The sequence below is a fragment of the Aureimonas glaciei genome, assembly GCF_014643375.1.
GTDB lineage: Bacteria > Pseudomonadota > Alphaproteobacteria > Rhizobiales > Rhizobiaceae > Plantimonas > Plantimonas glaciei.
In genome coordinates this window covers 69,016-94,340 of sequence record NZ_BMJJ01000011.1, presented here as the reverse complement: position 1 = coordinate 94,340, position 25,325 = coordinate 69,016, and the positions used below count along the sequence as shown (strand labels likewise).

General features: G+C 67.3%; 22 protein-coding genes. 17 read left to right on the top strand and 5 right to left on the bottom strand.

Features of this window, described 5'->3' with window-relative positions:
- The first annotated feature begins 3 nt into the window (after positions 1-3).
- Positions 4-852 carry a shikimate dehydrogenase family protein gene (locus IEX88_RS20360; protein WP_188854308.1) on the top strand — a complete coding sequence of 283 codons (849 nt, stop codon included), beginning with the start codon at positions 4-6 and terminating at the stop codon, positions 850-852.
- A 30-nt stretch (positions 853-882) separates the two neighbouring features.
- A complete protein-coding gene (locus IEX88_RS20355) occupies positions 883-1,731 on the top strand; it encodes a fumarylacetoacetate hydrolase family protein (RefSeq protein ID WP_188854306.1) in 849 nt (282 codons plus the stop codon).
- Positions 1,732-1,830: 99 nt separating this feature from the next.
- Here IEX88_RS20355 and IEX88_RS20350 read toward each other — a convergent pair whose 3' ends face one another.
- The 4 genes from IEX88_RS20350 to IEX88_RS20335 form a co-directional block, all read right to left on the bottom strand.
- The gene (locus IEX88_RS20350; RefSeq protein ID WP_188854304.1) at positions 1,831-2,613 is read right to left on the bottom strand and encodes an SDR family NAD(P)-dependent oxidoreductase; all 783 of its coding nucleotides are present in this window, start codon (positions 2,611-2,613) and stop codon (positions 1,831-1,833) included.
- A gap of 88 nt (positions 2,614-2,701) precedes the next feature.
- Positions 2,702-3,703 carry an ABC transporter permease gene (locus IEX88_RS20345; RefSeq protein WP_188854302.1) on the bottom strand — a complete coding sequence of 334 codons (1,002 nt, stop codon included), beginning with the start codon at positions 3,701-3,703 and terminating at the stop codon, positions 2,702-2,704.
- Positions 3,700-5,223 (bottom strand): sugar ABC transporter ATP-binding protein, encoded by a 1,524-nt coding sequence (locus IEX88_RS20340; protein ID WP_188854300.1) that lies wholly within the window; start codon positions 5,221-5,223, stop codon positions 3,700-3,702. Before IEX88_RS20340 ends, IEX88_RS20345 begins: the two co-directional genes overlap by 4 nt.
- Positions 5,224-5,449: 226 nt before the next feature.
- Complete coding sequence (locus IEX88_RS20335; protein ID WP_244640399.1) at positions 5,450-6,358, bottom strand: sugar-binding protein; 909 nt, start codon at positions 6,356-6,358, stop codon at positions 5,450-5,452.
- 515 nt (positions 6,359-6,873) lie between these two features.
- On the opposite strand from IEX88_RS20335, the gene IEX88_RS20330 reads away from it, so the two are divergent.
- The 7 genes from IEX88_RS20330 to IEX88_RS20300 all read left to right on the top strand — a co-directional run bounded on the left by IEX88_RS20330 (position 6,874) and on the right by IEX88_RS20300 (position 13,438).
- The gene (locus tag IEX88_RS20330; RefSeq protein WP_188854296.1) at positions 6,874-7,536 is read left to right on the top strand and encodes a TetR/AcrR family transcriptional regulator; all 663 of its coding nucleotides are present in this window, start codon (positions 6,874-6,876) and stop codon (positions 7,534-7,536) included.
- Positions 7,533-8,768 (top strand): metal-dependent hydrolase family protein, encoded by a 1,236-nt coding sequence (locus IEX88_RS20325; protein ID WP_188854294.1) that lies wholly within the window; start codon positions 7,533-7,535, stop codon positions 8,766-8,768. The genes IEX88_RS20330 and IEX88_RS20325 overlap by 4 nt, the downstream gene beginning before the upstream one ends.
- Positions 8,769-8,896: 128 nt before the next feature.
- Positions 8,897-10,120, top strand: a complete 1,224-nt coding sequence (locus IEX88_RS20320; RefSeq protein ID WP_188854292.1) for an ABC transporter substrate-binding protein — start codon at positions 8,897-8,899, stop codon at positions 10,118-10,120.
- A 102-nt stretch (positions 10,121-10,222) separates the two neighbouring features.
- A complete protein-coding gene (locus IEX88_RS20315; protein ID WP_188854290.1) occupies positions 10,223-11,089 on the top strand; it encodes a branched-chain amino acid ABC transporter permease in 867 nt (288 codons plus the stop codon).
- Positions 11,089-11,976 carry a branched-chain amino acid ABC transporter permease gene (locus IEX88_RS20310; protein WP_188854288.1) on the top strand — a complete coding sequence of 296 codons (888 nt, stop codon included), beginning with the start codon at positions 11,089-11,091 and terminating at the stop codon, positions 11,974-11,976. Before IEX88_RS20315 ends, IEX88_RS20310 begins: the two co-directional genes overlap by 1 nt.
- A complete protein-coding gene (locus IEX88_RS20305; RefSeq protein ID WP_188854286.1) occupies positions 11,973-12,731 on the top strand; it encodes an ABC transporter ATP-binding protein in 759 nt (252 codons plus the stop codon). Before IEX88_RS20310 ends, IEX88_RS20305 begins: the two co-directional genes overlap by 4 nt.
- Positions 12,728-13,438: an ABC transporter ATP-binding protein gene (locus IEX88_RS20300; protein WP_188854284.1), complete on the top strand. Its 711-nt coding sequence runs from the start codon at positions 12,728-12,730 to the stop codon at positions 13,436-13,438. The genes IEX88_RS20305 and IEX88_RS20300 overlap by 4 nt, the downstream gene beginning before the upstream one ends.
- Positions 13,439-13,449: 11 nt before the next feature.
- Here IEX88_RS20300 and IEX88_RS20295 read toward each other — a convergent pair whose 3' ends face one another.
- Positions 13,450-14,151, bottom strand: a complete 702-nt coding sequence (locus IEX88_RS20295; RefSeq protein WP_188854282.1) for a GntR family transcriptional regulator — start codon at positions 14,149-14,151, stop codon at positions 13,450-13,452.
- A 174-nt stretch (positions 14,152-14,325) separates the two neighbouring features.
- Here IEX88_RS20295 and IEX88_RS20290 point away from each other — a divergent pair, with 174 nt between their 5' ends.
- The 8 genes from IEX88_RS20290 to treZ all read left to right on the top strand — a co-directional run bounded on the left by IEX88_RS20290 (position 14,326) and on the right by treZ (position 25,292).
- Positions 14,326-15,375 carry a 4-hydroxythreonine-4-phosphate dehydrogenase PdxA gene (locus IEX88_RS20290; RefSeq protein WP_188854280.1) on the top strand — a complete coding sequence of 350 codons (1,050 nt, stop codon included), beginning with the start codon at positions 14,326-14,328 and terminating at the stop codon, positions 15,373-15,375.
- 70 nt (positions 15,376-15,445) lie between these two features.
- The gene (locus IEX88_RS20285; RefSeq protein WP_188854278.1) at positions 15,446-16,426 is read left to right on the top strand and encodes a Bug family tripartite tricarboxylate transporter substrate binding protein; all 981 of its coding nucleotides are present in this window, start codon (positions 15,446-15,448) and stop codon (positions 16,424-16,426) included.
- A 59-nt stretch (positions 16,427-16,485) separates the two neighbouring features.
- Entirely contained in the window at positions 16,486-16,989 is a 504-nt protein-coding gene (locus IEX88_RS20280; RefSeq protein WP_188854276.1) for a tripartite tricarboxylate transporter TctB family protein, read from the top strand.
- A 67-nt stretch (positions 16,990-17,056) separates the two neighbouring features.
- Positions 17,057-18,568: a tripartite tricarboxylate transporter permease gene (locus IEX88_RS20275; protein ID WP_188854275.1), complete on the top strand. Its 1,512-nt coding sequence runs from the start codon at positions 17,057-17,059 to the stop codon at positions 18,566-18,568.
- A 4-nt stretch (positions 18,569-18,572) separates the two neighbouring features.
- Complete coding sequence (locus IEX88_RS20270; protein ID WP_188854273.1) at positions 18,573-19,970, top strand: flagellar biosynthesis protein FlgA; 1,398 nt, start codon at positions 18,573-18,575, stop codon at positions 19,968-19,970.
- Between the two features lie 182 nt (positions 19,971-20,152).
- A complete protein-coding gene (glgX, locus tag IEX88_RS20265; protein WP_188854271.1) occupies positions 20,153-22,468 on the top strand; it encodes a glycogen debranching protein GlgX in 2,316 nt (771 codons plus the stop codon).
- A gap of 143 nt (positions 22,469-22,611) precedes the next feature.
- Positions 22,612-23,166, top strand: a complete 555-nt coding sequence (locus IEX88_RS20260; protein WP_188854269.1) for a hypothetical protein — start codon at positions 22,612-22,614, stop codon at positions 23,164-23,166.
- Between the two features lie 257 nt (positions 23,167-23,423).
- Entirely contained in the window at positions 23,424-25,292 is a 1,869-nt protein-coding gene (gene treZ, locus IEX88_RS20255; protein ID WP_188854267.1) for a malto-oligosyltrehalose trehalohydrolase, read from the top strand.
- The last annotated feature ends 33 nt before the right edge of the window (positions 25,293-25,325 follow it).

Below are 25,325 nucleotides of genomic sequence, written 5' to 3'. Positions count from 1 at the left end.
ACCATGGATACGCCAGCCGAGGGCCATGCGGTCACCCGCCCCGATGACCCATGCCCCCCCATCACCGGCGAGACCGCGATCGTCGCCATCGTCGGCGACCCGATCCGGCAGGTGAAGTCGCCTTCCAGCTTCAACGCCGCCTTCGCGCGCCGCGGCATCGGTGCCGTCATGGTGCCGTTCCAGCTGTCCTCGGCCTCGTTCGAGGCCGACATGCCGGCGCTGATGCGGGTCGCCAATCTCGGCGGCATCGTCGTCACCATGCCGTTCAAGACGCGGATCATGCCGATGCTCGAAGGCTTCAGCGATGCCGCGCGGTCGGTCGGCGCGGTCAACGCGCTGCGCCGGCTGCCTGGGGGCGGCTGGTTCGGCGACATCTTCGACGGCGTCGGTCTCGTCGGCGCGGTGCGCGCGATCGGCGTCGCGCCGGCCGGCCTCCGGGTCGGCCTGATCGGCGCGGGCGGTGCCGGCAGCGCCATCGCCTTCGCCCTCGCCGGCGCCGGCATCCACTCGCTCGCCCTCATGGACCGTGAACCGGCGCGCGCCGCCGGTCTCGCCCGCCGGATCGCCGAGGCGGGAACCCCGGCACAGGCCGTGGCCACGCTCGTGCCCGGCGACCTCGACCTCCTCGTCAACGCCTCGCCCGTCGGGATGGCGGCGTCGGACGGCCTGCCCGTCGACGTCTCCAGCCTTCATGCCGGCGTCGCCGTCGTCGACATCGTCACCCGGCCGACCACCCCGCTGCTCGACGCGGCGCGGCGCCTCGGCTGCCGCCATGCCGGCGGCGCTGCCATGGTCGCCGCGCAGACGGCGGCCATCATCGACTTTCTCCAGATCGGGTCCGATCGGGCCTGAACCACCCCGCCTTCAGTTTGGGAGATGAACATGAAACTGCTTCGCCATGGTCCGGCCGGCGCCGAAAAGCCAGGTATCCTCGATGCCGAGGGGGGCGTGCGCGACCTGTCGGGCATCGTGCGCGATATCGACGCCGCGACGCTTTCGCCTGAGGGGCTCGATCGCCTGCGCGGGCTCGACCTCGGGTCGCTGCCGCTGGTGGACGAGAACGTTCGGCTCGGCGTGCCCGTCGCCCATGTCGGCAATCTCGTCTGCATCGGCCTCAACTACACCGACCATGCCGAGGAGACGAACGCGCCGATCCCCTCGCAGCCGATCATCTTCAACAAGCACACGGGCGCGCTCAGCGGGCCCTTCGACGACGTGATCCTGCCACCGGGCTCGACCAAGCTCGACTGGGAGGTGGAACTGGCCTTCGTCATCGGGCGGCCCTGCTGGCACGTTTCCGAGGAGGAGGCTCTGTCCTACGTCGCCGGCTACACCATCCTGAACGACCTGTCCGAGCGCGAGTACCAGCTGGAATGGGAGGGCCAGTGGGCCAAGGGCAAGAGCTATCCGACCTTTGCCCCCTGCGGTCCCTGGCTGGTGACGGGGGACGAGGTCGGCGATCCGCAGAACCTCGACCTCTGGCTCGATCTCAACGGTCGCCGGGAGCAGACCGGCACGACGACGCGCATGATCTTCACCTGCGCGCACATCGTCGCCTATGCCAGCCGCTTCATGGCGCTGCAGCCGGGCGACATCATCACGACGGGCACGCCCCCCGGCGTCGGTCTCGGCCGCAAGCCGCCGGTGTTCATGAAGGCGGGCGACACGATGCGGCTCGGCATCACCGGTCTCGGCGAACAGCAGCAGACGCTGAAGCCGCGCGCGGCGTAATTTCTCACCGCTGAGCGCCCGGCGGTTGAATCGGCGGGGCTTCGGCTCAAGGCCAGCACGCCGTCTCCTCAGCGATCCGCTGGGGCCGGCGCGGTCCGCTCAGGTCCAGCCGGCATCCACCACATGCGACTGGTTGGTGCAGGCGCCCGCCTCGTCCGAGGCGAAGAACAGGATGGTCCGGGCGATGTCGGCCGGATCGATCTTGCGCTTCAGGCACTGCCGCTTGAAAATCTCGGCCTCGACCTCGGGCGTGACCCAGAGGTCGAGCTGGCGCTGCGTCATGATCCAGCCGGGCAGGACGCAGTTGACGCGGATGTTGTGGGGGCCGAGTTCGCGCGCCAGGCCCCGTGTCAGCCCGATGACGCCCGACTTGGCGGCGACGTAGGGCGTCAGCCCCTCGACGCCGGCGATATAGGCGAAGGAGCCGATGTTGACGATGGCGCCGCCGCCTGCCGCCGCCATGTCCTTGTAGACGGCCTGGGCGCAGAAGAACTGGTGCCGGAGGTTGACCGCCTGCCGGTCGTCCCAGAATTCCGGCGTGATCTCGTCGATCGTGGCGCGCTGGTCATGCGCGGCGTTGTTGACGAGGAGGGTGATCGGCCCGAATTCGGCCCGGATGGCGTCGATGCCGGCGCGGACCGCCGCAATGTCGCGCAGATCGACGTTCTGGAAGAGGACCTCGCAGTTTTCCGCCTTGAGTTCGGCGACCAGGGCTTCGGACTCCGGCACCGCGATGTCGATGAAGCCGACGCGCGTGCCCTGATGGGCGAAGTGGCGGGTGATCTCGGCGCCGATGCCGCTGCCGCCGCCGGTGATCAGCACGGTGCGGTCGCGGAGGCTGGGATAGGTCGCGCCGTAGCGCGGACGATAGGGGGCGGTCAAAGGCGGTTCTCCCGATGCGGGAACGGTTTTCCGTTCCGGCCATCCCTGCCGGACGGCGGTTGCTGGCGAGGCCGAAGGGCGGCTGCGGTCATGCCGGAGAGCGGGTCCCGGCGAGCGTGCGCTGCTCCAGCTGCTTGCGGCCGATGGCGGCCTGGCGCCGGCGCTGGATCTCGCGGTCGGCGATGACGCCCAGCAGGATGACCGCGCCCATCACCGCGAAGTTCAGCGAGCTCGGAATGCCCAGCATGTTGACGAGGTTCTGCAGCACCTGCAGCAGCACCGTGCCGAGGACGATGCCGAGCACCGAGCCCTCGCCGCCGCGCAGCGAGCAGCCGCCGAGAACCGCGGCGGCGATGGCGTAGAGCTCGTAGAAATTGCCGTGCGCGGAGGGCGAGACCGACTGGGTGTAGAAGACGAAGGCCATGGCGCTGATGCCGGTGAGGATGCCGGAGATCGCATAAGCCGAGGTGATGACGAGGTTCGTCGGCAGGCCCGAATAGCGCGCCGCCTCCTCGTTCTTGCCGATGGCGAAGAGGTAACGGCCGAACACCGACTTGTGGATGAGGACGGCGGTGAACAGCGCCACGAGAACGAAGAAGATGAAGGAATGCGGGATGTTCCAGGTCCGGCCCGACGCCAGCCATTCCAGCCATTCGTAGCCGCCGGCATAGCCGAAGCCGCGGGTGGAATCCTCGGTATACCAGCGGGCGGTGCCACGGTAGATCAAAAGGCCGCAGAGCGTGACGACGAAGGGTTGGAGCTGCAGGCGGGTGATCAGGAGGCCGTGCAGCGTGCCGAGGATCCCGCCGGCGAGCACCGTCGCCATGGCGGCGAGCGGCCAGGCGATCTCGTATTCGACCAGGAGGTCGAGGAAGAGGATGCCGAGAAGGGCGAGCATCGAGCCGACCGAGAGGTCGATGCCGCCGGTGATGATGACGATGCCGAGGCCGATGGCCAGGAGTCCGAAGAGGCCGATCTGGTTGGCGAGATTGACGAGATTGACCTGCGACAGGAACTGCGGGTTGATCGCCGCGGTGATGGCGCCGGTGACGACGATCAGGAGAAAGAGGCCGGTCTCTTTGCGGATCATGGATGCGCGCTTTCGGTGAGGTGGCCCTGCCCGGTGGCGAGGGTGAGGACATTGTGTTCGGAGAAGTCTTCGCGCTTCAGATGCCCGCCGATCCGGCCCTCGTGCATGACCACGACGCGGTCGCTGACGCCGATGACCTCCTCCATGTCGCTCGACACCATCAGGATGGCGACGCCGCTGTCGGCAAGGTCCCGCATAATGCGGTAGATCTCGGACTTGGCGCCGACGTCGATGCCGCGCGTCGGCTCGTCGAAGATCATCAGCGAGGGCTTCATCGACAGCCATTTGCCGAGCACGATCTTCTGCTGGTTGCCGCCCGACAGGGTGAGCGCGGTGGCGCCTACGCTCTCGCTCTTGATGCGCAGCGACTTGCTCTGGAATTCCGCCACGCGGCGCTCGGCGGCGCCGTCGACCAGCCAGCCGCGGGCGTAGCGCGACAGGTCGGCCAGCGTCATGTTGTGCATCACCGACTGCTCGACGATCAGGCCGCAGCGCTTGCGGTCTTCCGGGGCGAGATAGATGCCGTGGGCGATGGCGTCGGTGACGCCGCGGATGCGGATCGGCGCGCCGTCGAGCCGGATCTCGCCGGCCAGCGGCAGGTCGATGCCGAAGATCGCCTCGACGAGTTCGGTCCGCCCGGCACCGACGAGGCCGGCGAGGCCGACGATCTCGCCGCGCCCGACCGTCAGGTCGACGGCCCTGTCCGGATAGGCGCGCGTGACGATCCCGCGCGCCTCCAGCCCCTCCGCGACGACGTCGCGGGCCGGCTGGAGATAGATGGATTTGAGGTCGCGGCCGATCATCAGGCGGATCATCGCGGGATGGGTGATGGCGCCCTTGCCGAGCTCGCCGACGACGCGCCCGTCGCGCAGGACGACCACCCGGTCCGCGATGTGCTCGATCTCGCCCAGGCGGTGGGAGATGTAGATGATGGCGACGCCGGTGCCGCGCAGATCGGCCACGACCTTCAGGAGCCGCGCCGTTTCCGTCAGCGTCAGGCTGGAGGTGGGCTCGTCCATGATGATGACGCGGGCCTGCTGCGACAGTGCCTTGGCGATCTCGACCATCTGCCGCTGGGCGATGGAGAGGTTCTCGACGAGGTCGGAGGGGCCGAAATCGACGCCGAGGCGCTGGAGGATCGGGGCGACGCGCCGATGCACCTCGCCGTCGTCGACCAGCTTGAGAAAGCCGCCCCGGCGCGGCTCGCGGCCGATGAAGACATTCGCCGCGACGTCGAGATTCTCGAACAGGTTCAGTTCCTGGTGGACGAAGGCGATCCCCTGGCGGGCCGCTTCGTTGACCGAGAGGTGATCGTAGGGCGTGCCGGAGATGGTGATGGTGCCGGAGGTCGGCGCGATCACGCCGCCGAGGATCTTCATCAAGGTCGACTTGCCGGCGCCGTTCTCGCCGACGAGCCCCAGCACCTCGCCGGGACGCACGTCGAGGCTGACGCCGTCGAGCGCGGTGACGCCGTGATAGGCCTTGTGGATCGCGCGCAGCTCGAGGATGTTTTCCGACATCGTGCCTGTCCTGATACTTTCGCGCCCCGATGGCCGCTGGGCCCGTGGCCGTGACGCCGGTCGGCGGGCAAGCCATGGTCGCGTTCGCCCTGCGCCACATGGGGCGCCTTGTCTGGCCGCGTTGGAAGAGCCCGGGCGGGCCTTGCGTCCGATGTCGGTGAGCGCAAAGGCCGGCCCGGGATCATGATCGGCCGCCGCCCGAAGGGCGACGGCGGCGCAGTGCGCGCTACTTCTTGAGGAGGTCGGCCGTCTTCTGGGCGAATTCCTTGACGTTTTCCTTGTCGATGATCTGGGTGGGGACGATATCCAGCTTGTTTTCGGGAACGACGGACTTGTCGCCCTCGATGTACTTCGCCAGCTTGATCATCGACTGGTAGCCGAACTCGTAGGGCTGCTGCACCACGGTGCCGAGAATGGCGCCGTCGGAAATGCCCTTCAGCGTCTGCTGGTCCTCGTCGAAGCCGACGATCTTGACCTTGCCCTCCACGCCGGCGGCCTTCACCGCATTGTAGATCTGCGGCGTGTTGTAGGCCCAGAGCCCGACCAGGAGATCGATGTCCGGGTACTTGGTCAGCGTGTCCTCGACATTGGCCTTGGCTTTCGCCTGGTCGCCGCCGTCGGTGCGGATGTCGATGATCTCGATCTTGGTGCCCGCGATGGCTTCCTTGATGCCCTGCGAGCGCTCGCGCGCATTGGCGGCATCCATCGTGCCGACGAAGAGCATGGCCTTGCCGCCGTCCGGCAGCGCCCGCTTCATCAGCTCGCCGGCCTTGCGTCCGGCGTCGACATTGTCGGTGCCGATGTACATGGCGCGGTTGGAGTTCGGCGCGTCTGCGTCGTGGGTGAAGAGCACGGCCTGCGACGCGACCTGGTTCAGGATGGCGGTGGAATCGTCGGGGTTGACCGGGCTGATGGCCACGCCCGCGACGCCGCGCGCCAGGAGATCCTCGAGGATGCGCTTCTGAGCCGCCGCCGACATCTCGCCGGGGATGAAGAACTCGATGTTGTAGTTCTGCAGTTCCGCCTGCGCCTTTTCCGTTCCGCGCTTGGCGATCGTCCAGAAATCAGCCGGCACGTTGACCACGAAGGCGAGGGTCTTCTTCTCCTGGGCCCCTGTTGTCGGCATGAAGACCATGCTCGCAACTGCAGCAGAAGCCGTCAGGATTATTGTGCGTCGCAATAGATCGACAGAGCCGAGTCTTGCTGTGGCAAGCGAAAGCCCGCCGTCGATAAACTTCCTCATCCTCATATTCTCCTCCCATGCTTGGATACCAAGCGGCTCTATGGATAGGGTAGCGCGGTTATTTGCGTCAAGGCCCTGGCGACCAGTAGACTGGTGAAGTTCGAGCGGGTTTCGGGCAGGGCAGGGCCGTGTCGATTGACGGGTGCGCGGCCGGGATGAAGGCCGTGCCGGATTTTGATCGGGCGTCCCCTGCGTCACCCCGCGCCCGGCCGACATCGCCGATCAGCGCCGGGCGGTCCCTCGTCGGTCGCGCCCCAAATGCCGTCGCGTGTGGCTGGCGGCTGTGCGGCGGTCGCGGCGGCCGCGCGAGGGTCGGCGCGGCGGCGATGCGGGCTGCCTAAAGTTTGGATCGGAATCACAAAACAAACAGGCTTGCTTGTTTTTATAAGCCGGGTAGGCTCCCTCCCATGAAGAGCCCGGCCCCCTCGCAGCGACAGGACCAGAAGAGCGCCGAGACGCGGCGACTGCTGATGGAGGCCTGCATCAGCCTCCTGATCGCGCACGGCTATTCCCGGCTGACGACGACCGACATCGCGGCGCGGGCCGGCATTTCGCGCGGGGCGCTGACCTACCATTTCGCTTCCAAGGAAGAGCTGGTGACCGCGTCGCTGGAACATCAGCTTCGCCTTGTCATCACGGAGATGCGGGAGTTCGTCAGCGCTTCGGCCGACCAGGCCAATGCCTCGGACGCCGTCATCGACTATCTCTGGGACCTGATGGCGGGCGGTCTCTACTACGCCACGCTCGAATATCTCCCCGAGCTTCGCCACAATCCCTCGTTCAAGGCGAAGATGATCCCGGTCGTCCGGGAGTTCCATGGCGCGCTCGACGAGGTCTGGGCGACGCTCGCCCGGCCGGAAGGCATCGACCCCGACCGCGCCCAGGTCATTCTCAACGCCACCATGTGCCTGATCCGCGGCATGGTCGGCCAGACGATCGTGCGCGACGACGCGGCCTATTTCCGCGAGCTTCTCGACTTCTGGAAGTCGAACCTGCGCACGCTTCTCCACCAGCCCGCCGTCTCCAAGCCCGGAGCCGGTCCCAAGACGATAGAAGGAGGTCGCCCGTGACCCTCACCCTGTTCAAGAATGCGCGCATCGTCGATGGCACGCAGGACCGGCCCAGCGATGCCTGCGACGTTCTCGTCGAGGGCAATCGCATCCGGGAGGTCGGACCCTCCGTCGCCGGCGGCGCGGCGACGGTGATCGACCTCGGCGGCCGGACGCTGATGCCCGGCCTCATCGACTGCCATGTCCATGTCATCGCCACGACGCCGGATCTCGGCGCCAATGCCGAGCTGCCGAACTCGCTGGTCGCGATGCGGACGGCGGGGATCATGAAGGCCATGCTGCTGCGCGGCTTCACCACCGTCCGCGATCTCGGCGGCGCCGACCACGGCCTGGTGCAGGCGCAGGAGGAGGGATCCCTGGTCGGCCCGCGCCTGGTGATCTGCGGCAAGGCGCTGTCGCAGACCGGCGGCCATACGGACTATCGCGGCCGCAACCACGCCCGCTCCGTCGACTACTACAAGGACCGCCTCGGCACGCTCGGCCGGGTCTGCGACGGCGTCGACGCTGTGCGCCGCGTCTGCCGCGAGGAGATCAAGGCCGGCGCGCAATTCATCAAGCTGATGGCCAATGGCGGGGTGTCCTCGCCGACCGACCCGATCGCCTTCCTCGGCTTCTCGCGCGACGAGCTTCTGGCCGCGGTCGAGGAGGCGGAGAACGCCCAGACCTACGTCGCGGCCCATCTCTACACCGACGAGGCCATCCGCCGGGCGCTCGACTGCGGCGTCATCTCGATCGAGCACGGCAATCTCGTCTCGGCCGAGACGGCGCAGCGCATCAAGGAGAAGGGCGCCTTCGTCGTGCCGACCAACGTCACCTTCGACCGCCTGGCCAAGGACGGCGCAAGGCTCGGCCTGAAGCCGGAATCGGTCGCCAAGATCGAGGACGTGCGCGGTGCCGGCCTCGAGGCGCTGAGCATCCTGCACGATGCCGGCGTGCTGATGGGCTACGGCTCTGACCTCCTCGGCGAGATGCACCAGTACCAGTCCGACGAGTTCGTGCTGCGCGGCGAGCGCCTGCCGGCGATGGACGTCATCCGCTCGGCGACCGTCGATGCCGCCGGGATCGTCGGCATGGCCGGCCAGCTCGGCACCATCGCCCCCGACGCTCTCGCCGACCTCGTCGTCGTCGACGGCGATCCGCTCGCCGATCTCTCGCTCCTGACCGGCCAGGGCCGCCACATGCCGCTGATCGTCCAGGACGGCGTGATCGTCAAGCAGTCCGAGCGCTTCTAGAGCAAAGCCGAGGGCGCGGGCCGCAGATCCGCCCCCTGTTCGCATGATCGTCCCGAAAGGCAGGCGCGCCTTTCGGGATCGTCCAGCATCGCGCCTCCGCCTCCCCAACCCTCTCGAAGGTGACAGTCATGAAGATCGACAGACGTCAGGCCCTGCAGATGATGGCCACCACCACGCTGGCGGGCATGCTCCCGCGCATGGCCTTCGCGCAGGACGCCGAATACCGCGTCGGCGCGCTCTGCCCGATCACCGGGGCCGGCGCGACCTTCGGGACGGGCATGCAGAAGATGATCGTGGCGGCGGCTGCCGAGGTGAACGCCGCCGGCGGCGCCGCCGGGCGGCAGATTACCGTCTTCTCCGACGACACGCAGACGCAGCCGCAGGCGGCCGTGCTGGCCGCCAAGAAGCTGATCGAGGTCAACCGGGTGCAGGCCGTTCTCGGCACCTGGTCGTCCGGCGTCTCGCTGGCGGTGATCCCGCTGACCAATGATGCCGGCGCCATCCTGATGAACACCTCCGGCGCCCCCGCTTTGTCGGTTGCCCCGGCCAATGCCAAGAATCTCTCCTACCGCTTCCAGGCGACGAACGACCGTTTCGGCCGGGCCTTTGCCGAGATCGCCAAGCGCGAGGGCTTCAAGAAGCCCGCGACCATGGCCTTCAACAACGCCTCGGGCATCGGCAACACCGAGGGCTTCACCAAGGCCTGGACCGCCGCCGGCGGCACGGTCGACAAGGCGGTCGTCTACGAGCCGAACCAGCCGAGCTACCGTTCGGAGCTGCAGAGCGTTCTGGACGGCGAGCCCGACGTCATCGTGATGGGCTCCTACGTCGCCGACACCGCCATCATCCTGCGCGAATGGTTCCAGAGCGGCGCCACCAACAAGTTCATCATCCCCGGCTGGGCCTTCAACGCCGACACGGTCGCCATGCTGGGCGAAGAGGTGCTGGCCAATGTGATCACCGTGGAGAGCATTCCAAACGAGGGCTCGCCCGCCTTCGCCGCCTATGACGCGCTCTACCAGAAGGAAATGGGCGAGCCGGGCGCCGCCAATGCCTATGCCGCCATGACCTACGACATGATGATCCTCCTGGCGCTGGCGATCGAGGCCGCCGGCGAGGGCGCCGACAACGCCGCGATCAACGCCAAGATCATCGACGTGTCAGGACCGGACGGCGAGGTCGTCACCAGCTTCGTGGCAGGCCGCGACGCGCTGAAGGCCGGCAAGTCGATCAACTACGACGGCGCCTCCTCGGCGCTCGACCTCGACGAATACGGCGACGTGACGCCGGACTTCGGCGCCTTCTTCATCGAGGGTGGCGCCTTCGCGCGGAAATACGTCGTCGAGATCTGACGGCCCGACCGCGGCCCCGCAGCCTGGCGACCGGCCCTCCCGCCGGTCGCCGGACCATCGCGCCCCATCGCCGCCTCGGCACACCATCGAATTGCGGGACCCATGACAAGCTTCTTCGACCTTCTCCTGTCCGGACTGATGTCCGGCCTGGTGATCGGGCTGGGTGCCCTGGCCGTCACCCTCGTCTTCGGCGTGGCGCGCTTTCCCAATGCCGCGACCGGCGACGTCATGTCGCTCAGCGCCTATGCAGCGCTGGCCGGTGCCGGCGCCACCGGCTCGATGGTGCTCGGCGGCGCGGCCGCGCTCCTCGCCGGCATTCTCCTCAACGTCGCGCTGTATCTCCTGGTGTTCCGGACGCTGGCCAACCGCAATCCGGTGATGTCCCTGCTCGCCTCGATCGGTGTCGGCTTCATGGTTCGATCGCTGATCGGGCTGGTCAACGGCCAGCAGCCAAAAGTGTTCAGCCTGCCGCTGACGCGCCCGATGCTGATCTTCGACCTCCGGGTCCAGCCGACCGACCTGAAGCTCGCCGCCGTGACGGTGGCGACGCTCGTCCTGGTCTTCCTCATTCTCAACATGACCGCGATCGGCCGGCGGATGCGGGCGGTCGCGGCGGATCCGGATCTGGCGCGCGTTTCCGGCATCAATCCGGTGCGCGTCATGCTGGCGCTCTGGGCGCTGGCCGGCGCGGTGTCGGCCATGGCCGGGCTGATCCTCGGCATGAAGACGGTGGTGACGCCCGACATGGGCTGGAACATGCTGCTGCCCGCCTTCGCGGCGGCGGTGCTGGGCGGCATCGGCCACCCGCTCGGCGCGGTGGTCGCCGGCGTGCTCCTCGGCGTCGTGCAGGAACTGGCGACGCCCTTCGTCGGCTTCACCTACAAGATCGCCATCTCCTTCGTCGTTCTCATGCTCGTCCTTCTCCTGCGACCGCGCGGCCTGTTCGGCCGCCAGGATGGAGCCCGCTGATGGAAGCCTATTTTCTCGCCATCGCGATCTTCGTCGCGATCTACACGCTGCTGACGCTGGGGCTGAACCTCCAGTACGGCCTGACGGGGCTCACCAATTTCGGCGTGGTCGGCTTCTTCGCCATCGGCGCCTATGCCTCCGCCATCCTCACCACGATGGGCTATCCGATCGTTCTCGGCTTTGCCGTCGGAGCGCTTCTTTCCATCGCCGCCGCCTGGCCGATCGGCCTGATCGCGCTGCGCCTGCGCGACGACTATTTTGCCATCGCCACGCTCGGCTTTTCGGAAGTCGTGCGCGTCGTCGTCATCAGCGAGCAGGAGCTGACAAACGGCGTGCAGGGCATTCCCGGCGTCCCCCGACTGTTCGCCTTCGCCGAGTCGCGTACGCTGCAGCCGCTGCTCGTCCTCGGCACGCTGCTCCTCGTCAACCTCGCGGTGGTGCTCGCCATGCGCCGCATCGTCCGCTCGCCTTTCGGCCGGATGATCGGGGCGATCCGCGACAATGAAGAGGCGGTGCGCGCGCTCGGCAAGGATCCGGCCCGCTTCAAGACGCAGGTGCTGATGGTCGGCGCCGGGCTCGCGGCCGTCGGCGGCAGCTTCTATGCCCATTATGTCGGCTATGTCGCGCCCGACCAGTTCATCCCGCTCGTGACCTTCCAGATCTGGATGGCGATGATCCTCGGCGGCGCCGGCAAGATCTCCGGCGCGGTCGTCGGCACGATCGTGCTCATGGTGATCCTGGAAGGATCGCGCTTCCTGCCGGACGTCTTCCCCTTCGTCTCGGGCGCTGCCATGGCCGAGATCCGCATCTTCGTGGTCGGGCTGGTCCTCGTCCTCTTCACCCTCTACCGCCCGCAGGGCCTCATGGGAGACTTCACCAAGCGATGAGTCTCGACGTCAGCAATCTCTCGAAATCCTATGGCGCGGTGCGCGTCACCGACGACGTCAGCTTCAGCGTCCCGACCGGCGATCTCGTCGGGCTGATCGGGCCGAACGGCGCCGGCAAGTCGACCCTGTTCTCGATCATCACCGGCTTTCTCGACGCCGATGGCGGCGATGTCAGCTTCGAGGGCCAGTCGCTGCGGCGCATGGGCCCGACCGAGCGGGCGCGGCGCGGCCTCGTCAGGACTTTTCAGGTGCCGCGCGAATTCTCCCATCTCACCGTGCGCGAAAATCTGATGGCGGCCGCCCCGGCGCAGGCCGGCGAGACGCTGATCCCGCTGTTCTTCGCGCCCGGCCGTGTCCGGCGCGAAGAGGCGGCCCTGCGCGACAAGGTCGACCACCTCCTCGACTTCCTCAATCTCGCGCGCGTCGCCGACGTCTCGGCCGGCAACCTCTCGGGCGGGCAGAAGAAGCTCGTCGAACTCGGTCGGGCGTTGATGACCGGGGCGCGGACGATCCTCCTCGACGAGCCCTTCGCCGGCGTGAATCCGGTGCTGATCGAGGAGATCTCCGAAAGGGTGCGCGAGCTCAACCGGCAGGGCATTGGCTTCCTGCTGATCGAGCACGATCTGGGGGCGCTTTCGCGCCTCGTCGGGACGCTGCACGTCATGGATCGCGGCCGGCTGATCGCCAGCGGCCAACCGGCCGCGGTGCTGGCCGATCCTTCCGTGCGAGAAGCCTATCTCGGAGGTCTGTCATGAGCCTGCTCTCGATCGAGGCGCTGACCGGCGGCTATTCCGAGGTCGACATCCTCAACGGCATCGACGTCATCGTCGACGCCGGGCAGGTGGTCACCATCGCCGGCACCAACGGCGCGGGCAAGTCGACCCTCGCCAAGGCCGTGGTCGGCCTCCTGCCGCGGGTCGGCGGGCGGATCCTGCTCGACGGCACCGATCTCCTCGGCGTCCCGGCCGAGAAGCGCGCCGCGCTCGGCGTCGGCTACGTGCCGCAGGTCGCCAACGTCTTCGCGCCGCTGACGGTGCTCGAAAACCTTGAGGTCGTGGAGGGCGTCAAGGATCGGAAGGGCCGGATCGCCGAACTCTTCGCGCTGTTCCCGGCGCTGGCCGAGCGGCGCAAGGCCCGGGCCGGCAGCCTGTCGGGCGGCGAGCGCCAGCAACTGGCCTTCGCCCGCGCGCTGATGACGCGGCCGCGCCTCGTCGTCCTCGACGAGCCGACGGCGGCGCTGTCGCCGGTTCTTGTCGAGGAGAGCTTTCGGCGGATCGCGGGCCTCGCCGGCGAGGGAACCGCCGTGCTCCTGATCGAGCAGCGGGCCCGTCAGGCGCTCGCCATCTCCGACATCGGCTACATCCTCGATATCGGCAAAGTCGCCCTCACGGGCCCGGCGCGCGCGCTTCTCGACGACGAGCGCGCCGCCAGCCTCTATCTCGGCCAGGCGCACGCCGACTGACGTCGCGTGCCTCAGGCGGGCGCGTCGTCCCACTGCTCCTTCACGCGGAACCAGGCGTTTTCCAGATGCGTGCCGAGCACCGCCGAGAGGGTGACGGGATCGCGCGCCTCCAGCGCCTTGATCATGTCCTCGTGCTCGGCGACGGCCGCTGCCCATTTCGCCGGCCCCTCATGCCCGATGAAGCGGACCCGCTTCAGCCGGGACTGCAGGAGGGCGTGGAGATTGATCAGGGCCAGATTGTCCGACGCCGCCACGATCGCCGTGTGGATGTTCTGGTTGAGCTTGAAATATTCCAGGCGGTCGCCCTTCGCATAGGCGCGCATCATCGCGTCGTGCAGGCGGCGCACCTCGGCAATGTCGGCATCGCTGCCGTTCTTGCAGGCCAGCGCGCCGGCGAGTTCCTCCATCGCCTTGACGACGAGGAGCATGTCCTGGACCTCCTTGGCGCCGAAGCGCTTGACCACGGCGCCCTTGCTCGGGACCAGCTCCACCAGGCCCTCGCTCGCCAGATATTTCAGCGCCTCGCGCAGCGGCGTCCGGGAGACGCCGAGCTGGGCGCCCATCTGCGCCTCGTGGATGCGGGCCCCCGGCACGAGTTCCCCCTCGATGATCATGTCGCGCAGGCGGTTGACGATCTCGCCGTGCAGAGACTGGCGGGAAATCGTCCCCGAGGGCTTCAGGTCGGCGGCAAATGTCGGGCTGTCGGTATCCATAAGTCCGCACCTTAGGCGTGAGGGTCATTTGAACTAACACGCGGCCCGTCCGGGAACATCCCGCCGCCGCATCAGTGCTCATATAATTTTGTATACCGAATACAAAATGCTTGCCACTGCGATCCTTCGTCGCTAGCGTCGCGATCAGTCAATGGCATCTGGGAGGACGCTGCGATGGCGCCGACGGCAAATCTTCAGGCTCGGTCCGACCGGATGGTGATGGCGCTCGTGATGGGCGATCCCTCCGGGGTCAGCTCCGAGCTCGCCGCCCGGCTGCTCGGGGAGCGCGACCTCGCCGAATCGGTGCACTTCGTCGTCGTCGGCGACCGCCGCCTGATCGAGGACGGCGCCCGCATCGCCGGCATCGAGCTCGACCTCGATGTCACGACGGATACGTCGGAGACGTCCCCGCGCTCCGACAAGCCGCTGTTCATCGACCTCCAGAACCTGTCGCCGGAAAATGTCAGCCGCGGCGAGGCGACGCTGGCCGGCGGCGCCTTCGCGACCCAGAATTTCCGCTTCGGCCTGGAAATGGCGCAGCGCGGGGAGGTGGCGGCGGTCTGCTTCACGCCCTTCAACAAGAAGGCGATGCGCTACGCCTATCCCGGCTATGACGACGAGCTGCGCTTCGTCTCGGACGTCCTGTCCTTCAACGGCAAGGCGCGCGAATTCAACGTCCTGGAACAGATCTGGAATGCCCGCGTCACCTCGCACATTCCGCTCTCGGCCGTCTCCGCCGCCATCACCGAGGAAGCCATTCTCGCCGAGCTGGACCTGACGGCGACCTGCCTCCGGCAGGCCGGCATCGAGAATCCCCGGATCGCGGTGGCCGGTCTCAATCCGCATGCCGGCGACGGCGGCAGTTTCGGCATGGAGGAGATCGAGGTGATCGAGCCCGCCGTCGAGCGCGCCAAGGCCATGGGCTTCGACGTCGAGGGGCCGTTTCCCGCCGACACCGTCTTCCTGCGCGCGGTCAAGGAAGGCTTTCACGCGGTGCTGACCATGTATCATGACCAGGGCCAGATCGCGATGAAGATGATGGGCTTCGACAAGGGCGTGACCATGATGGGCGGCTTGCCCTTCCCGCTCTGCACGCCGGCGCACGGCACCGCCTACGACATCGCCGGCCAGGGCATCGCCGATGTCGGCGCCTCGCGCGAAGCGGTGCTGCTCGCAGCCCGGATGGCGCGCCGCGCCCGCGAGGAAGGGTCTGCGCCGCGCTGACGGCCGACTGAGAGCGGCCGACCCACGGGATAACCAGGGCGGCCAGAATTTTCACCAGGGAGGAATGACAATGCTGAAATCCATGACACTGGCAGCGACGCTCGCACTCGGCGTCGCGCTGCCGGCCCAGGCCTTCGAGCCCAGCCGTCCGGTCGAGTTCGTCGTCACCTCCGGCCCCGGCGGCGGCACCGACACGTTTGCCCGCACCATTCAGATGATCATCGGCAAGCACGAGCTGATGAAGACCTCGGTGATCGTCACCAACAAGGGCGGCGGCTCCGGCGCGGAAGGCTTTGCCTACACCGCCGCGCATGCAGGCGACGTCCACAAGCTCACCTTCGGCACCAACAACGAGTACCTCCTGCCGAACGTCGCCAAGATGCCCTACAAGGCCGACGATCTCATTCCGGTGGCGGCGCTCGCCCTCGACGAATTCCTGATCTGGGCGAACGGCAAGTCCGAGATCAACGATGCCGCCGCTTTTATCGCCGCGGCCAAGACCGGCAACATGCAGATCGGCGGCAGTCAGTCCAAGGACACCGACCAGATCCTGGTCTCCATGCTGTCCGAGGCGACCGGGGTGAAGTTCCGCTACATCCCCTTCAACGGTGGCGGCGAGGCGCTGACCCAGCTCGCCGGCGGCCACATCGACGCCAATGTCAACAATCCCAACGAAAACCGCGGCCAGTGGGAAGCCGGCCTCGTCAAGCCGCTCTGCGTCTTCCGCACCGAGCGTCTACCCAAGAGCGAGCCGGTCTATGACGGCAAGGGCTGGCACGACATCCAGACCTGCAAGGAAGCCGGGATCGCCATTGACACCTACCGCATGCCGCGCACCGTCTGGCTGCCGGCCGGCGTCGACGACGAGGTGGTGACCTATTACCGCGACGTGTTGAAGAAGGTGTCGGAAACGCCGGAATGGGCAGAGTACATCACCAAGACCGCCCAGAGCGGCGAGTTCATCGCCGGCGAGGATTTTGCCGACTACGCCGAGAAGGACACCAAGCGGGTCGTCGAGGTGCTCGAGCGCGAAGGCTGGCTCGTCAAGTAAGGCTTCTCGCGGCCGGGCGGCATCCGCCGTCCGGCCGTTCCATCTTCAGCGAGGCGGTCATGGACAATTCGGATCACGGCAGAGGCCTGTCGCGGCATGCGATGGAAATCGCCACGGCGTGCCTGACCGGCGGCATCGGCGTCGCCGTCTGCTACGGCTCCTGGCAGCTCGGCATCGCCTGGGAGGAGACCGGCCCGGCCTCGGGCTATTTCCCGTTCTGGATCGGTGTCCTGATCACGCTGGGCAGCCTCGTCAATCTCGGGCGGGCCGTCATCCTGGAGCACCATGTCGGCGAGGTCTTCCTCGATCGCCAGCGCCTCAACCGCGTCGCCTCCTTCTTCCTGCCGGTGGTCGCCTTCGCCGTGCTGTCGGTCTTCGTCGGCCTTTACGTCGGGACGGCGCTCTACATCGCCACGGCGATGATCTTCCAGGGCAAATACGCCTGGTGGCTCTCGGTTCTCTCGGGCCTTTGCGTCGCCGTCGCCTTCTACCTGATCTTCGAAATCGGCTTCCAGGTTCCCCTGCTCAAGGGCCCCGTCGAAGCGATGTTCGGCATCTACTGACACGGCGCGTCCGTCGGCGCCCTGCGCTGCCTGCCGAACCAGAGTCCGGCTCCTGGGAGGGGATGACATGACTGACAATCTCGGCCACCTGATGGACGGCTTTGCCACCGTTCTCAGCACCTATCACCTGATGATCATGATGGTCGGGGTCATGCTGGGCGTGCTGGTCGGCGTGCTGCCGGGGCTCGGCGCCCCGAACGGCGTGTCGCTGCTCCTGCCGCTGACCTTCACCATGGACCCGATCTCGGCGATCATCCTCCTCTCCTGCATGTACTGGGGCGCGCTGTTCGGCGGCTCGACCACCTCCATCCTGTTCAACATTCCCGGCGAGCCATCCTCTGTCGCCACCACCTTCGACGGTTACCCCATGGCGCGGCAGGGCCAGGCGACGCGGGCGCTGACGCTCGCCTTCGTCTCCGCCGGCATCGGGGCCCTGGCCGGCGTGGTGATGATCACGCTGCTCTCCGGCTGGGTGGCCGGCTTTGCGCTGCGCTTCTCCTCGCCGGAATTCTTCGGCGTCTATTTTCTCGCCTTCGCCAGCTTCATCGGCATGAGCGCGAACCCGCCGTTCAAGACGCTGGTCTCGATGATGCTGGGCTTCGCCTTCGCCACCGTCGGCATGGACACCATGTCCGGCGGCATGCGGCTGACTTTCGGCGTGACGGATCTCATCAAGGGCGTCAGCTTCCTCATCGCTGTCATGGGTCTGTTCGGCATCGGCGAACTGATGCTGACCATGGAGGAGGGCCTCTCCTTCAAGGGGATCTCCGCCCGCGTCCGGGCCGCGGATGTGTTCAAGACGCTGAAGGAAATGCCCCGCTATTGGGCGCTGATGATCCGCTCGATCTTCATCGGCATCTGGATGGGCATCACCCCGGGCGGGCCGACGGCGGCCTCCTTCATGAGCTACGGTTTTGCCCGGCGCTTCGCCCGCGACCAGTCTGAGTTCGGCAAGGGCGATCCGCGCGGCATCGTCGCGCCGGAGACCGCCGACCACTCGGCCGGCACCTCGGCCCTCCTGCCGATGCTGGCGCTCGGCATTCCCGGCTCCGCCACCGCCGCGGTGATGATGGGCGGCCTGATGATCTGGGGCCTGACGCCTGGGCCGATGCTGTTCATCAACCGACCGGACTTCGTCTGGAGCCTCGTCGCCTCGATGTATCTCGGCAATGTCGTCGCCGTCATCCTGGTGCTCGCCACCGTGCCGCTCTACGCCTCGATCCTGCGCGTGCCTTTCGCCATCATCGGCCCGATCATCGTCGCGGTGATCATGACCGGCGTCTACCAGGTGGCCAACGCCACCTTCGACTTCTGGCTGCTGCTCGGCTTCGGCGTGCTCGGCTATCTCTTCAAGAAACTGGAATATCCGATCGCGCCGCTGGTCCTCGCCATGGTGCTGGGCGCCAAGGCGGAGGCCGCCTTCCGCCAGTCGCTGCTGATGTCGGAAGGCTCGCTGCTGGTGTTCTGGTCGAACCCGCTGGTCGCCACGATCATGACCCTCGGCGTCGCCATGCTGGTCTGGCCGCTCCTCTCCAAGGCCATCGGCCTGCGCCGGTCCCGCACCCCGATCGAGAGCTGAACGGATGAACCATCACAGCTATTTCCGGGCCGACGGGCGCATCGTCGAGACCTGCGTCGTCGGCACCGGCGGCTTCGGCCGTTCCTTCATCGCGCAAGGGCTGCACGTGCCCCTGATGAATGTCCGCGTCGCCGTCGACGTCACCGCGGCGGCGGCCGCGGCCGCCCTTCGCGCCGTCGGCATCGCGCATACCTCGATCGCCGAATGCGGCGACGCGGCCGCGGCGACCGCCGCCTGGGACGCCGGACATTTCATCGCCGCCGGCGATCTGTCCGTGGTCCTGCACCTGCCGATCGACGTCGTCGTCGAGGCGACCGGCCATCCCGAGGCCGGCGCCCGGCACGCGCGTCTCGCCATCGAGGCGAAGCGCCATGTCGCGCTGGTGTCGAAGGAGGTCGACAGCGTCGTCGGCCCCGGCCTGGCGCGTCTCGCCGCCGCCAACGGCGTCATCGTCACCCCGGTCGACGGCGACCAGCCGAGCCTCCTGATCGGGCTCGTCACCTGGGCCGAGGTGCTCGGCTTCGACATCGTCGCCGCCGGCAAATCCAGCGAATACGACTTTTCGTACGATCCGGCGACGGGGAAGCTCAGCAGCAACGGCACGACGGTGGACGCCCCCGGCTTCGGAGACCTCCTCGATCTCGGCGACCATCCAGCGGGCGCCATGGTCGCCGCGCGGGCAAAGGCCGCTGCCGCATTGCCGCAGCGCGCGGTTCCCGACCTCTGCGAGCTCGGCGTCGCGGCCAATGCCGTCGACCTCATTCCCGACGTGCCGGCGCTGCACTGCCCGATCCTGCGCACCGGCGAGGTCGCCAGCGTGTTCTCGACGGTCGAGGACGGCGGCATCCTTTCCGGCGAGCGGCGGATCGACGTCTTCCACTGCCTGCGCCTTCCCGGCGAGATCAGCTTTGCCGGCGGCGTCTTCGTCGTGGTCCGCTGCCGCGACGGCGCGAGCTGGGAGATGCTGCGGGAGAAAGGCCACATCCTGTCGCGCAACGGCCGTACGGCCATGCTCTACATCCCCCGCCACCTGCTCGGCCTGGAAGCGGCCACGAGCATCCTGGAGGTCGCGCTGCGCGGCACGTCGAGCGGCGCCGAGCGCCCGCTGCCGCGCCTAGACCTGGTCGCTATCGCCGAGGCCGACCTGGCGGCCGGGACGCTGCTCTCGGCCGTCGGCCATCACCACACGATCGAGGGTGTCGGCGCGGCGCTCCACCCGGCCGGGCCGCTCGCGGCCGATCGCGCCGCGCCCTATTATCTGGTTGCCGACAGGCGCCTGGTCCGGCCCGTCGCGGCCGGGCAGCCGATCGGTCTCGGCGATATCGACATGGCCGAGACATCGGCGCTTCTGGCCCTGCGCCGCTACCAGGACGGGATTTTCTCGGTGGGTGGCAAAGCGTAGCCGGAGGAGTTTTGCGCGCCCTCTAACTCCCTGTTTCCGGTCTTCAGAGCCAGCGGAAATGGCCTGCCGGGCGAGACGCTGCCTCAGACGCGGGCGCGGGCGCCACCGGGACCGGCCAGGCCCTTCGCCAAGGGGCATTGCGCCGCACATGACGCGGGAACCAAGCCCCGGCCGGGAACTTCATGAGGGAGATCCCTCCCACGACGAGTTCCCCCTTGAGCCAGTCCCCCTTCGCCCGCAGCACGCCTTCCTCTCACGGCGGTCGCCGCTCCCGCATCGAAACCGGCAGTCCCTTTCCGCTCGGCGCGACTTGGGACGGCCGCGGCGTCAATTTCGCGCTGTTCTCGGCCAATGCCACCAAGGTCGAGCTCTGCCTTTTCGACCTCCTCGGCGAAAAGGAGGTCGAGCGCATTGAGCTGCCGGAATACACCAGCGAGGTGTTCCACGGCTATCTGCCCGAGGCACGGCCGGGCCAGGTCTATGGCTACCGCGTCCATGGACCCTACGAGCCCGACGTCGGCCACCGCTTCAACCCCAACAAGCTGCTGCTCGACCCCTATGCCAAGCAGCATCTCGGCGAGGTGAAGTGGGACCCGGCGCTGTTCGGCTACACCATCGGCTCGGCCGACGGCGATCTTTCCTATGACGAGCGCGACAGCGCCGCCTTCGTGCCGAAGGCGCGCGTCGTCGACGAGGCCTTCACCTGGGGCGACGAGCGCCGGCCGAAGATCCCGTGGGAGCGCACGATCTTCTACGAGACGCATGTCAAGGGATTCACGCAGCGCCACCCTTCGGTCACCGATGCCGACCGGGGCAAGTTCGCCGGGCTGATGAACCCGGATGTCATCGCCTATATCCGCAGCCTCGGCGTCACCTCGGTCGAGTTTCTGCCCGTCCACTCCTTCGTCGACGACAGCTATCTCGTCGAAAAGGGGCTCAGGAACTACTGGGGCTACAACACGCTCGGCTTCTTCGCGCCCGATCCGCGATACCTCGCCAGCCCCTTCGTCAACGAATTCAAGGAAATGGTCTCGACCTTCCACCATGCCGGCATCGAGGTCATCCTCGACGTCGTCTACAACCACACCGCCGAAGGCAACGAGAACGGGCCGACCCTGTCGTTCAAGGGCATCGACAATGCCAGCTATTACCGGCTGATGCCGGACAATCCGCGCTACTACATCAACGACACCGGCACCGGGAACACCGTCAACACCAGCCATCCCAGGGTGATGCAGATGGTCACCGACAGCCTGCGCTACTGGGCGGGTGAGATGCGCGTCGACGGCTTCCGCTTCGATCTGGCGACGATCCTCGCCCGCGAGCCGAACGGGTTCAGCGAGGAGTCGAGCTTCCTGCACGCCTGCCAGCAGGACCCGCTGCTGAGCCAGGTGAAGCTGATCGCCGAGCCTTGGGACTGTGGCCCGGGCGGCTATCAGGTCGGCCGCTTCCCACCCGGCTGGGCGGAATGGAACGACGGTTACCGCGACACCATCCGCTCCTTCTGGCGCGGCGACGAGGGCAAGGTTGCCGCCGTCGTCTCGAAGATCAGCGCCTCGGCCGATCTCTTCGACAAGCGCGGGCGCAAGCCCTGGGCTTCGGTAAACTTTCTCACCGCGCATGACGGTTTCACCCTGCACGACCTCGTCTGCTACAATGACAAGCACAACGAGGCCAATGGCGAGGACAACCGCGACGGCCATTCCCACAATCTCTCGAACAATTACGGCGTCGAGGGCCTGTCGGACGATCCGGACCTGAACGAACTGCGCTTCCGCCAGCTGCGCAACTTCTTCGCGACGCTGATGTTCTCGCGCGGCACGCCGATGATCCTGGCCGGCGACGAGTTCGCCCGCACCCAGAACGGCAACAACAATGCCTACGCCCAGGACAACGAGATCGGCTGGATCGACTGGGACGTGACGGCCGAGGGCGTGGGCCTCGCCGAATTCGTCAAGAAGCTGATCATGATCCGCCAGTCGCTGCCGATGCTGCGGCGCGGCCGCTTCCTGCACGGCACCTATGACGAGGAGTTGGGCGTCAAGGACGTCGCCTGGCTGGCGACGTCGGGCGAGGAGATGTCGGCGGCCGAATGGAGCGATGCCGGCACCCGCTGCTTCGGCGTGCTGCTTGACGGCCGCGCCCAGTCGGAAGGCATCCGCCGCCCCGGCAACGATGCGACCATGCTGATGATCCTGAACGCCCACCACGACGTGGTGAACTTCGTGCTGCCGGAGGCGCCGGGCGGTCGTCGCTGGCGTTGCGTGATCGACACCAACCTGCCGGACCGCGAAGAACTGGCGCCGTTCGCCTTCGGCACCGAATACATGGTCACGGGCCGGTCCTTCCTGGTCTTCCTGCTCGAGCCCGCCGTCGGCGACGCATCGACGGAGACGGCCCGACGGTCCTTCGTCCATGTCAGCGAGACGTTTCTACAGGCGTCGATCGACAAGGTGCACTTCGTCTCTGCTGCGCCAGACGCTCCGGACGAAGAGTGAGCGCCCGTCGCGCCCGGCCGAGGCAGGCCGGGCGCGACGATCCTCTTGAGGGGGCAGGCAAATCTGTAGCCGCGCTTCCCTTCAGGAACTCTATCGGGAACAGGCAGTTTCCGTCTGGTGGGCAATAACAAAGGATGACTGGGATGACACGCATTTCGCTTCTCGTTGCCGCGGCGGGCATGACGGCCTTCGCGGCGCCGGCCTTCGCCGATTGTGCGGCCGACATCGCCTCGCTTCGGGCCAAGGAGACGACGGCCTCGACTACCCCTGATGGTGGCCAGACCACGAACTTCGAGGCCCCGGCCGGTTCGGCGACCGCGCCGAGCACTGGTCCGATCTCCAAGGACGGCAGCGTGGCGCCGCTCGGTTCGGCCGATAGCACCGCCACGGAAACGACAGCCGGCGCGGGGGCCTCGGACACGGCGGCGACGGCCGGCGGCACCACCACGACGCCAGGCCAGGCGACCGCCTCCGGCGAGGTGTCGAAGGACGGCAGCACCGCGCCGATGGCGTCGGCCGCAGGCGGAACCGATCCTCAGATCGCGACGTCGAGTCAGGATGCGGCCGCGCAGCAGACGGGGCAGTCTCCCGCGGCGAGTGCTGCCGAGACGACGGCGGCCCTCGAAAAGGCCCAGACTGCGGCCGATGCGGGCGACGAGGCGGCCTGCCAGGCGGCTTTGAAGCCCATCATGGGCTGATCGACCCGGGGGTCCTCGAGGCTGTGGCAATTGTGTCGCCACGGCGAGAGCCCCCATCGCCGGGCGCGGCGATCTTCCCGGTGGTCGCGCTCGTCCCCGGCTGTTGACCGGCATCGGTTCCGACCGCGCCTCTGCCGCGCTGTTCCGAGGCGGCTACGCCTGTTTGCATGAAATTTTGGCTTGCGAAACGAGGGGCCCCACGGCGCTTCGGCGATGCCGCCTGATCCTTCCTACCCTTTCACGACAGGAGAGTTGACATGACGCTTGGCAGGTTTGCCTTCGATACGCGTTGGGGAGCCCGCTTTGATCCGTCGGGCACGCGTTTCACGCTCTGGGCGCCCGGGGCCAGAAGTGTCGAGCTGGGCTACACGACGGGTTCGGCCATTGGGCCCGTGGAATACCGGATGATGCAGCGCGGGGATGACGGCTGGTGGGAGATCACCACCGACCTGGTGCAGCCAGGCGCCGGCTACGGTTTTCGCGTCGACGGCGGCAGGCTGGTTGCCGATCCCGCGGCGCGCGCCCAGATGGGCGATGTGCACTGGCTGTCGCGCCTGATCGATCCCGAGACTTTCGGCTGGACGACGGCGGACTGGAAGGGCAGGCCCTGGCACGAATGCGTCTTCTACGAGATGCATGTCGGCACCTTCACGCCCGAGGGGACTTTTGAGGCGATCATCGCCCGGCTCGACCATCTCGTCGCCACCGGCATCACCGCGATCGAGCTTCTGCCCATCGCCCAGTTCAGCGGCCAGCGGGGCTGGGGCTATGACGGCGTGCTGTTGTACTGCCCGCACCAGGTCTATGGTGGCCCGGAAGGGCTGAAGCAGCTCGTCGATGCCGCGCACCAGCGCGGGCTCATGGTCTTCCTCGACGTCGTCTACAATCACTTCGGCCCCGAGGGAAACCATCTGCCCGCCTACGCGCCCGAGTTCTACCATTCCGAGGTGTCGACCCCTTGGGGGCCGGCGATCGCCTACGATCTGGAGCCGGTGCGCCAGTTCATGATCGAGAATGCGCTCTATTGGCTGGAGGAGTTCCGGATCGACGGCCTGCGTCTCGACGCGATCGATTCCATCAAGGATACGACCGACGTTCCGCTCGTGCGGGAACTGGCCGCGCGGGTGCGCGAAGTGATCACCGACCGCCATGTCCACATCACGACGGAGGACGACCGCAACATCACCTGGCATATCGAGCGCGGCGAAGACTGCTCGATCCCGCTGGTCTCGGGCGAGTGGAACGACGATTTCCACCACACGGCCCATGTCCTCGCGGTCGCCGAGCAGGAGGGGTATTACGAGGACTACGCGTTCGATAGCGCCGCCCAGATGGCGAAAAGCCTCGCCACTGGCTTCGTCTACCAGGGCGAAATGTCGCGTCACCGCGAAAAGGCGATCGGCTCGCCTTCCGGCCACCTGCCGCCGACCGCCTTCGTCAACTTCATCCAGAACCATGACCAGATCGGCAACCGCGCCTTCGGCGACCGGCTGAAATTCCTGTCCTCGGTGCGCGCCTTCGACTGCCTGCAGGCAATCCTGCTCCTGTCGCCGCAGATCCCGCTGATGTTCCAGGGCGACGAATTCGGCGACACGACGCCGTTCTGCTACTTCACCGACTTCCACGGCGAACTCGGCAGCGCCGTCAGCCAGGGACGCAAGCTCGAATTCAGCAGCTTCTCCGCCTTCGAGGACCCGCAGGCGGCGGAGGTCTTTCCCGATCCGAACGATGAATCGACCTTCATCGTCTCCAAGCTCGACTGGGATCTGCTCAGGATGCCGACGCACAAGCGCTGCTTCCAGGTGACGAGCAATCTGCTGCGTGTCCGCCGCGATGTGTTGATGCCGTTGTTGGCCGACATTCCGGGCGGCGGCGGGGCTGCCATGGTCGATGGGCGCAAGTTCGCCGTGTCCTGGCCCCTGGCGGACGGGCGCTTCTACAGCCTTTTCGCCAATCTGACCGACGAGACCTGGGCGATCGGCAGCGCGGCACAGGGGCTGGCCGGGGCCGAGCCGGTGTATTCCAACCACCTTCACGCCCCGGAGGATCTGCGCGAAGGCCGCCTCAGCGCATACACGGTTGTGTTTACACTGTCGCAGGAACGGCTGTTCGAACCCACTCTGTGAGGGCGCCGGTCATCTCCGCTCACCGAGGGGCGG

Bases quoted from the DNA above. Each gene is read 5' to 3' on its own strand.
- IEX88_RS20360 (WP_188854308.1), top strand. From the start codon at position 4: ATGGATACGCCAGCCGAGGGCCATGCGGTCACCCGCCCCGATGACCCA.
- IEX88_RS20355 (WP_188854306.1), top strand. From the start codon at position 883: ATGAAACTGCTTCGCCATGGTCCGGCCGGCGCCGAAAAGCCAGGTATC.
- IEX88_RS20345 (WP_188854302.1), bottom strand. From the start codon at position 3,703: ATGATCCGCAAAGAGACCGGCCTCTTTCTCCTGATCGTCGTCACCGGC.
- IEX88_RS20340 (WP_188854300.1), bottom strand. From the start codon at position 5,223: ATGTCGGAAAACATCCTCGAGCTGCGCGCGATCCACAAGGCCTATCAC.
- IEX88_RS20335 (WP_244640399.1), bottom strand. From the start codon at position 6,358: ATGGTCTTCATGCCGACAACAGGGGCCCAGGAGAAGAAGACCCTCGCC.
- IEX88_RS20330 (WP_188854296.1), top strand. From the start codon at position 6,874: ATGAAGAGCCCGGCCCCCTCGCAGCGACAGGACCAGAAGAGCGCCGAG.
- IEX88_RS20320 (WP_188854292.1), top strand. From the start codon at position 8,897: ATGAAGATCGACAGACGTCAGGCCCTGCAGATGATGGCCACCACCACG.
- IEX88_RS20315 (WP_188854290.1), top strand. From the start codon at position 10,223: ATGACAAGCTTCTTCGACCTTCTCCTGTCCGGACTGATGTCCGGCCTG.
- IEX88_RS20310 (WP_188854288.1), top strand. From the start codon at position 11,089: ATGGAAGCCTATTTTCTCGCCATCGCGATCTTCGTCGCGATCTACACG.
- IEX88_RS20305 (WP_188854286.1), top strand. From the start codon at position 11,973: ATGAGTCTCGACGTCAGCAATCTCTCGAAATCCTATGGCGCGGTGCGC.
- IEX88_RS20300 (WP_188854284.1), top strand. From the start codon at position 12,728: ATGAGCCTGCTCTCGATCGAGGCGCTGACCGGCGGCTATTCCGAGGTC.
- IEX88_RS20295 (WP_188854282.1), bottom strand. From the start codon at position 14,151: ATGGATACCGACAGCCCGACATTTGCCGCCGACCTGAAGCCCTCGGGG.
- IEX88_RS20290 (WP_188854280.1), top strand. From the start codon at position 14,326: ATGGCGCCGACGGCAAATCTTCAGGCTCGGTCCGACCGGATGGTGATG.
- IEX88_RS20285 (WP_188854278.1), top strand. From the start codon at position 15,446: ATGCTGAAATCCATGACACTGGCAGCGACGCTCGCACTCGGCGTCGCG.
- IEX88_RS20280 (WP_188854276.1), top strand. From the start codon at position 16,486: ATGGACAATTCGGATCACGGCAGAGGCCTGTCGCGGCATGCGATGGAA.
- IEX88_RS20275 (WP_188854275.1), top strand. From the start codon at position 17,057: ATGACTGACAATCTCGGCCACCTGATGGACGGCTTTGCCACCGTTCTC.
- IEX88_RS20270 (WP_188854273.1), top strand. From the start codon at position 18,573: ATGAACCATCACAGCTATTTCCGGGCCGACGGGCGCATCGTCGAGACC.
- glgX (WP_188854271.1), top strand. From the start codon at position 20,153: ATGAGGGAGATCCCTCCCACGACGAGTTCCCCCTTGAGCCAGTCCCCC.
- IEX88_RS20260 (WP_188854269.1), top strand. From the start codon at position 22,612: ATGACACGCATTTCGCTTCTCGTTGCCGCGGCGGGCATGACGGCCTTC.
- treZ (WP_188854267.1), top strand. From the start codon at position 23,424: ATGACGCTTGGCAGGTTTGCCTTCGATACGCGTTGGGGAGCCCGCTTT.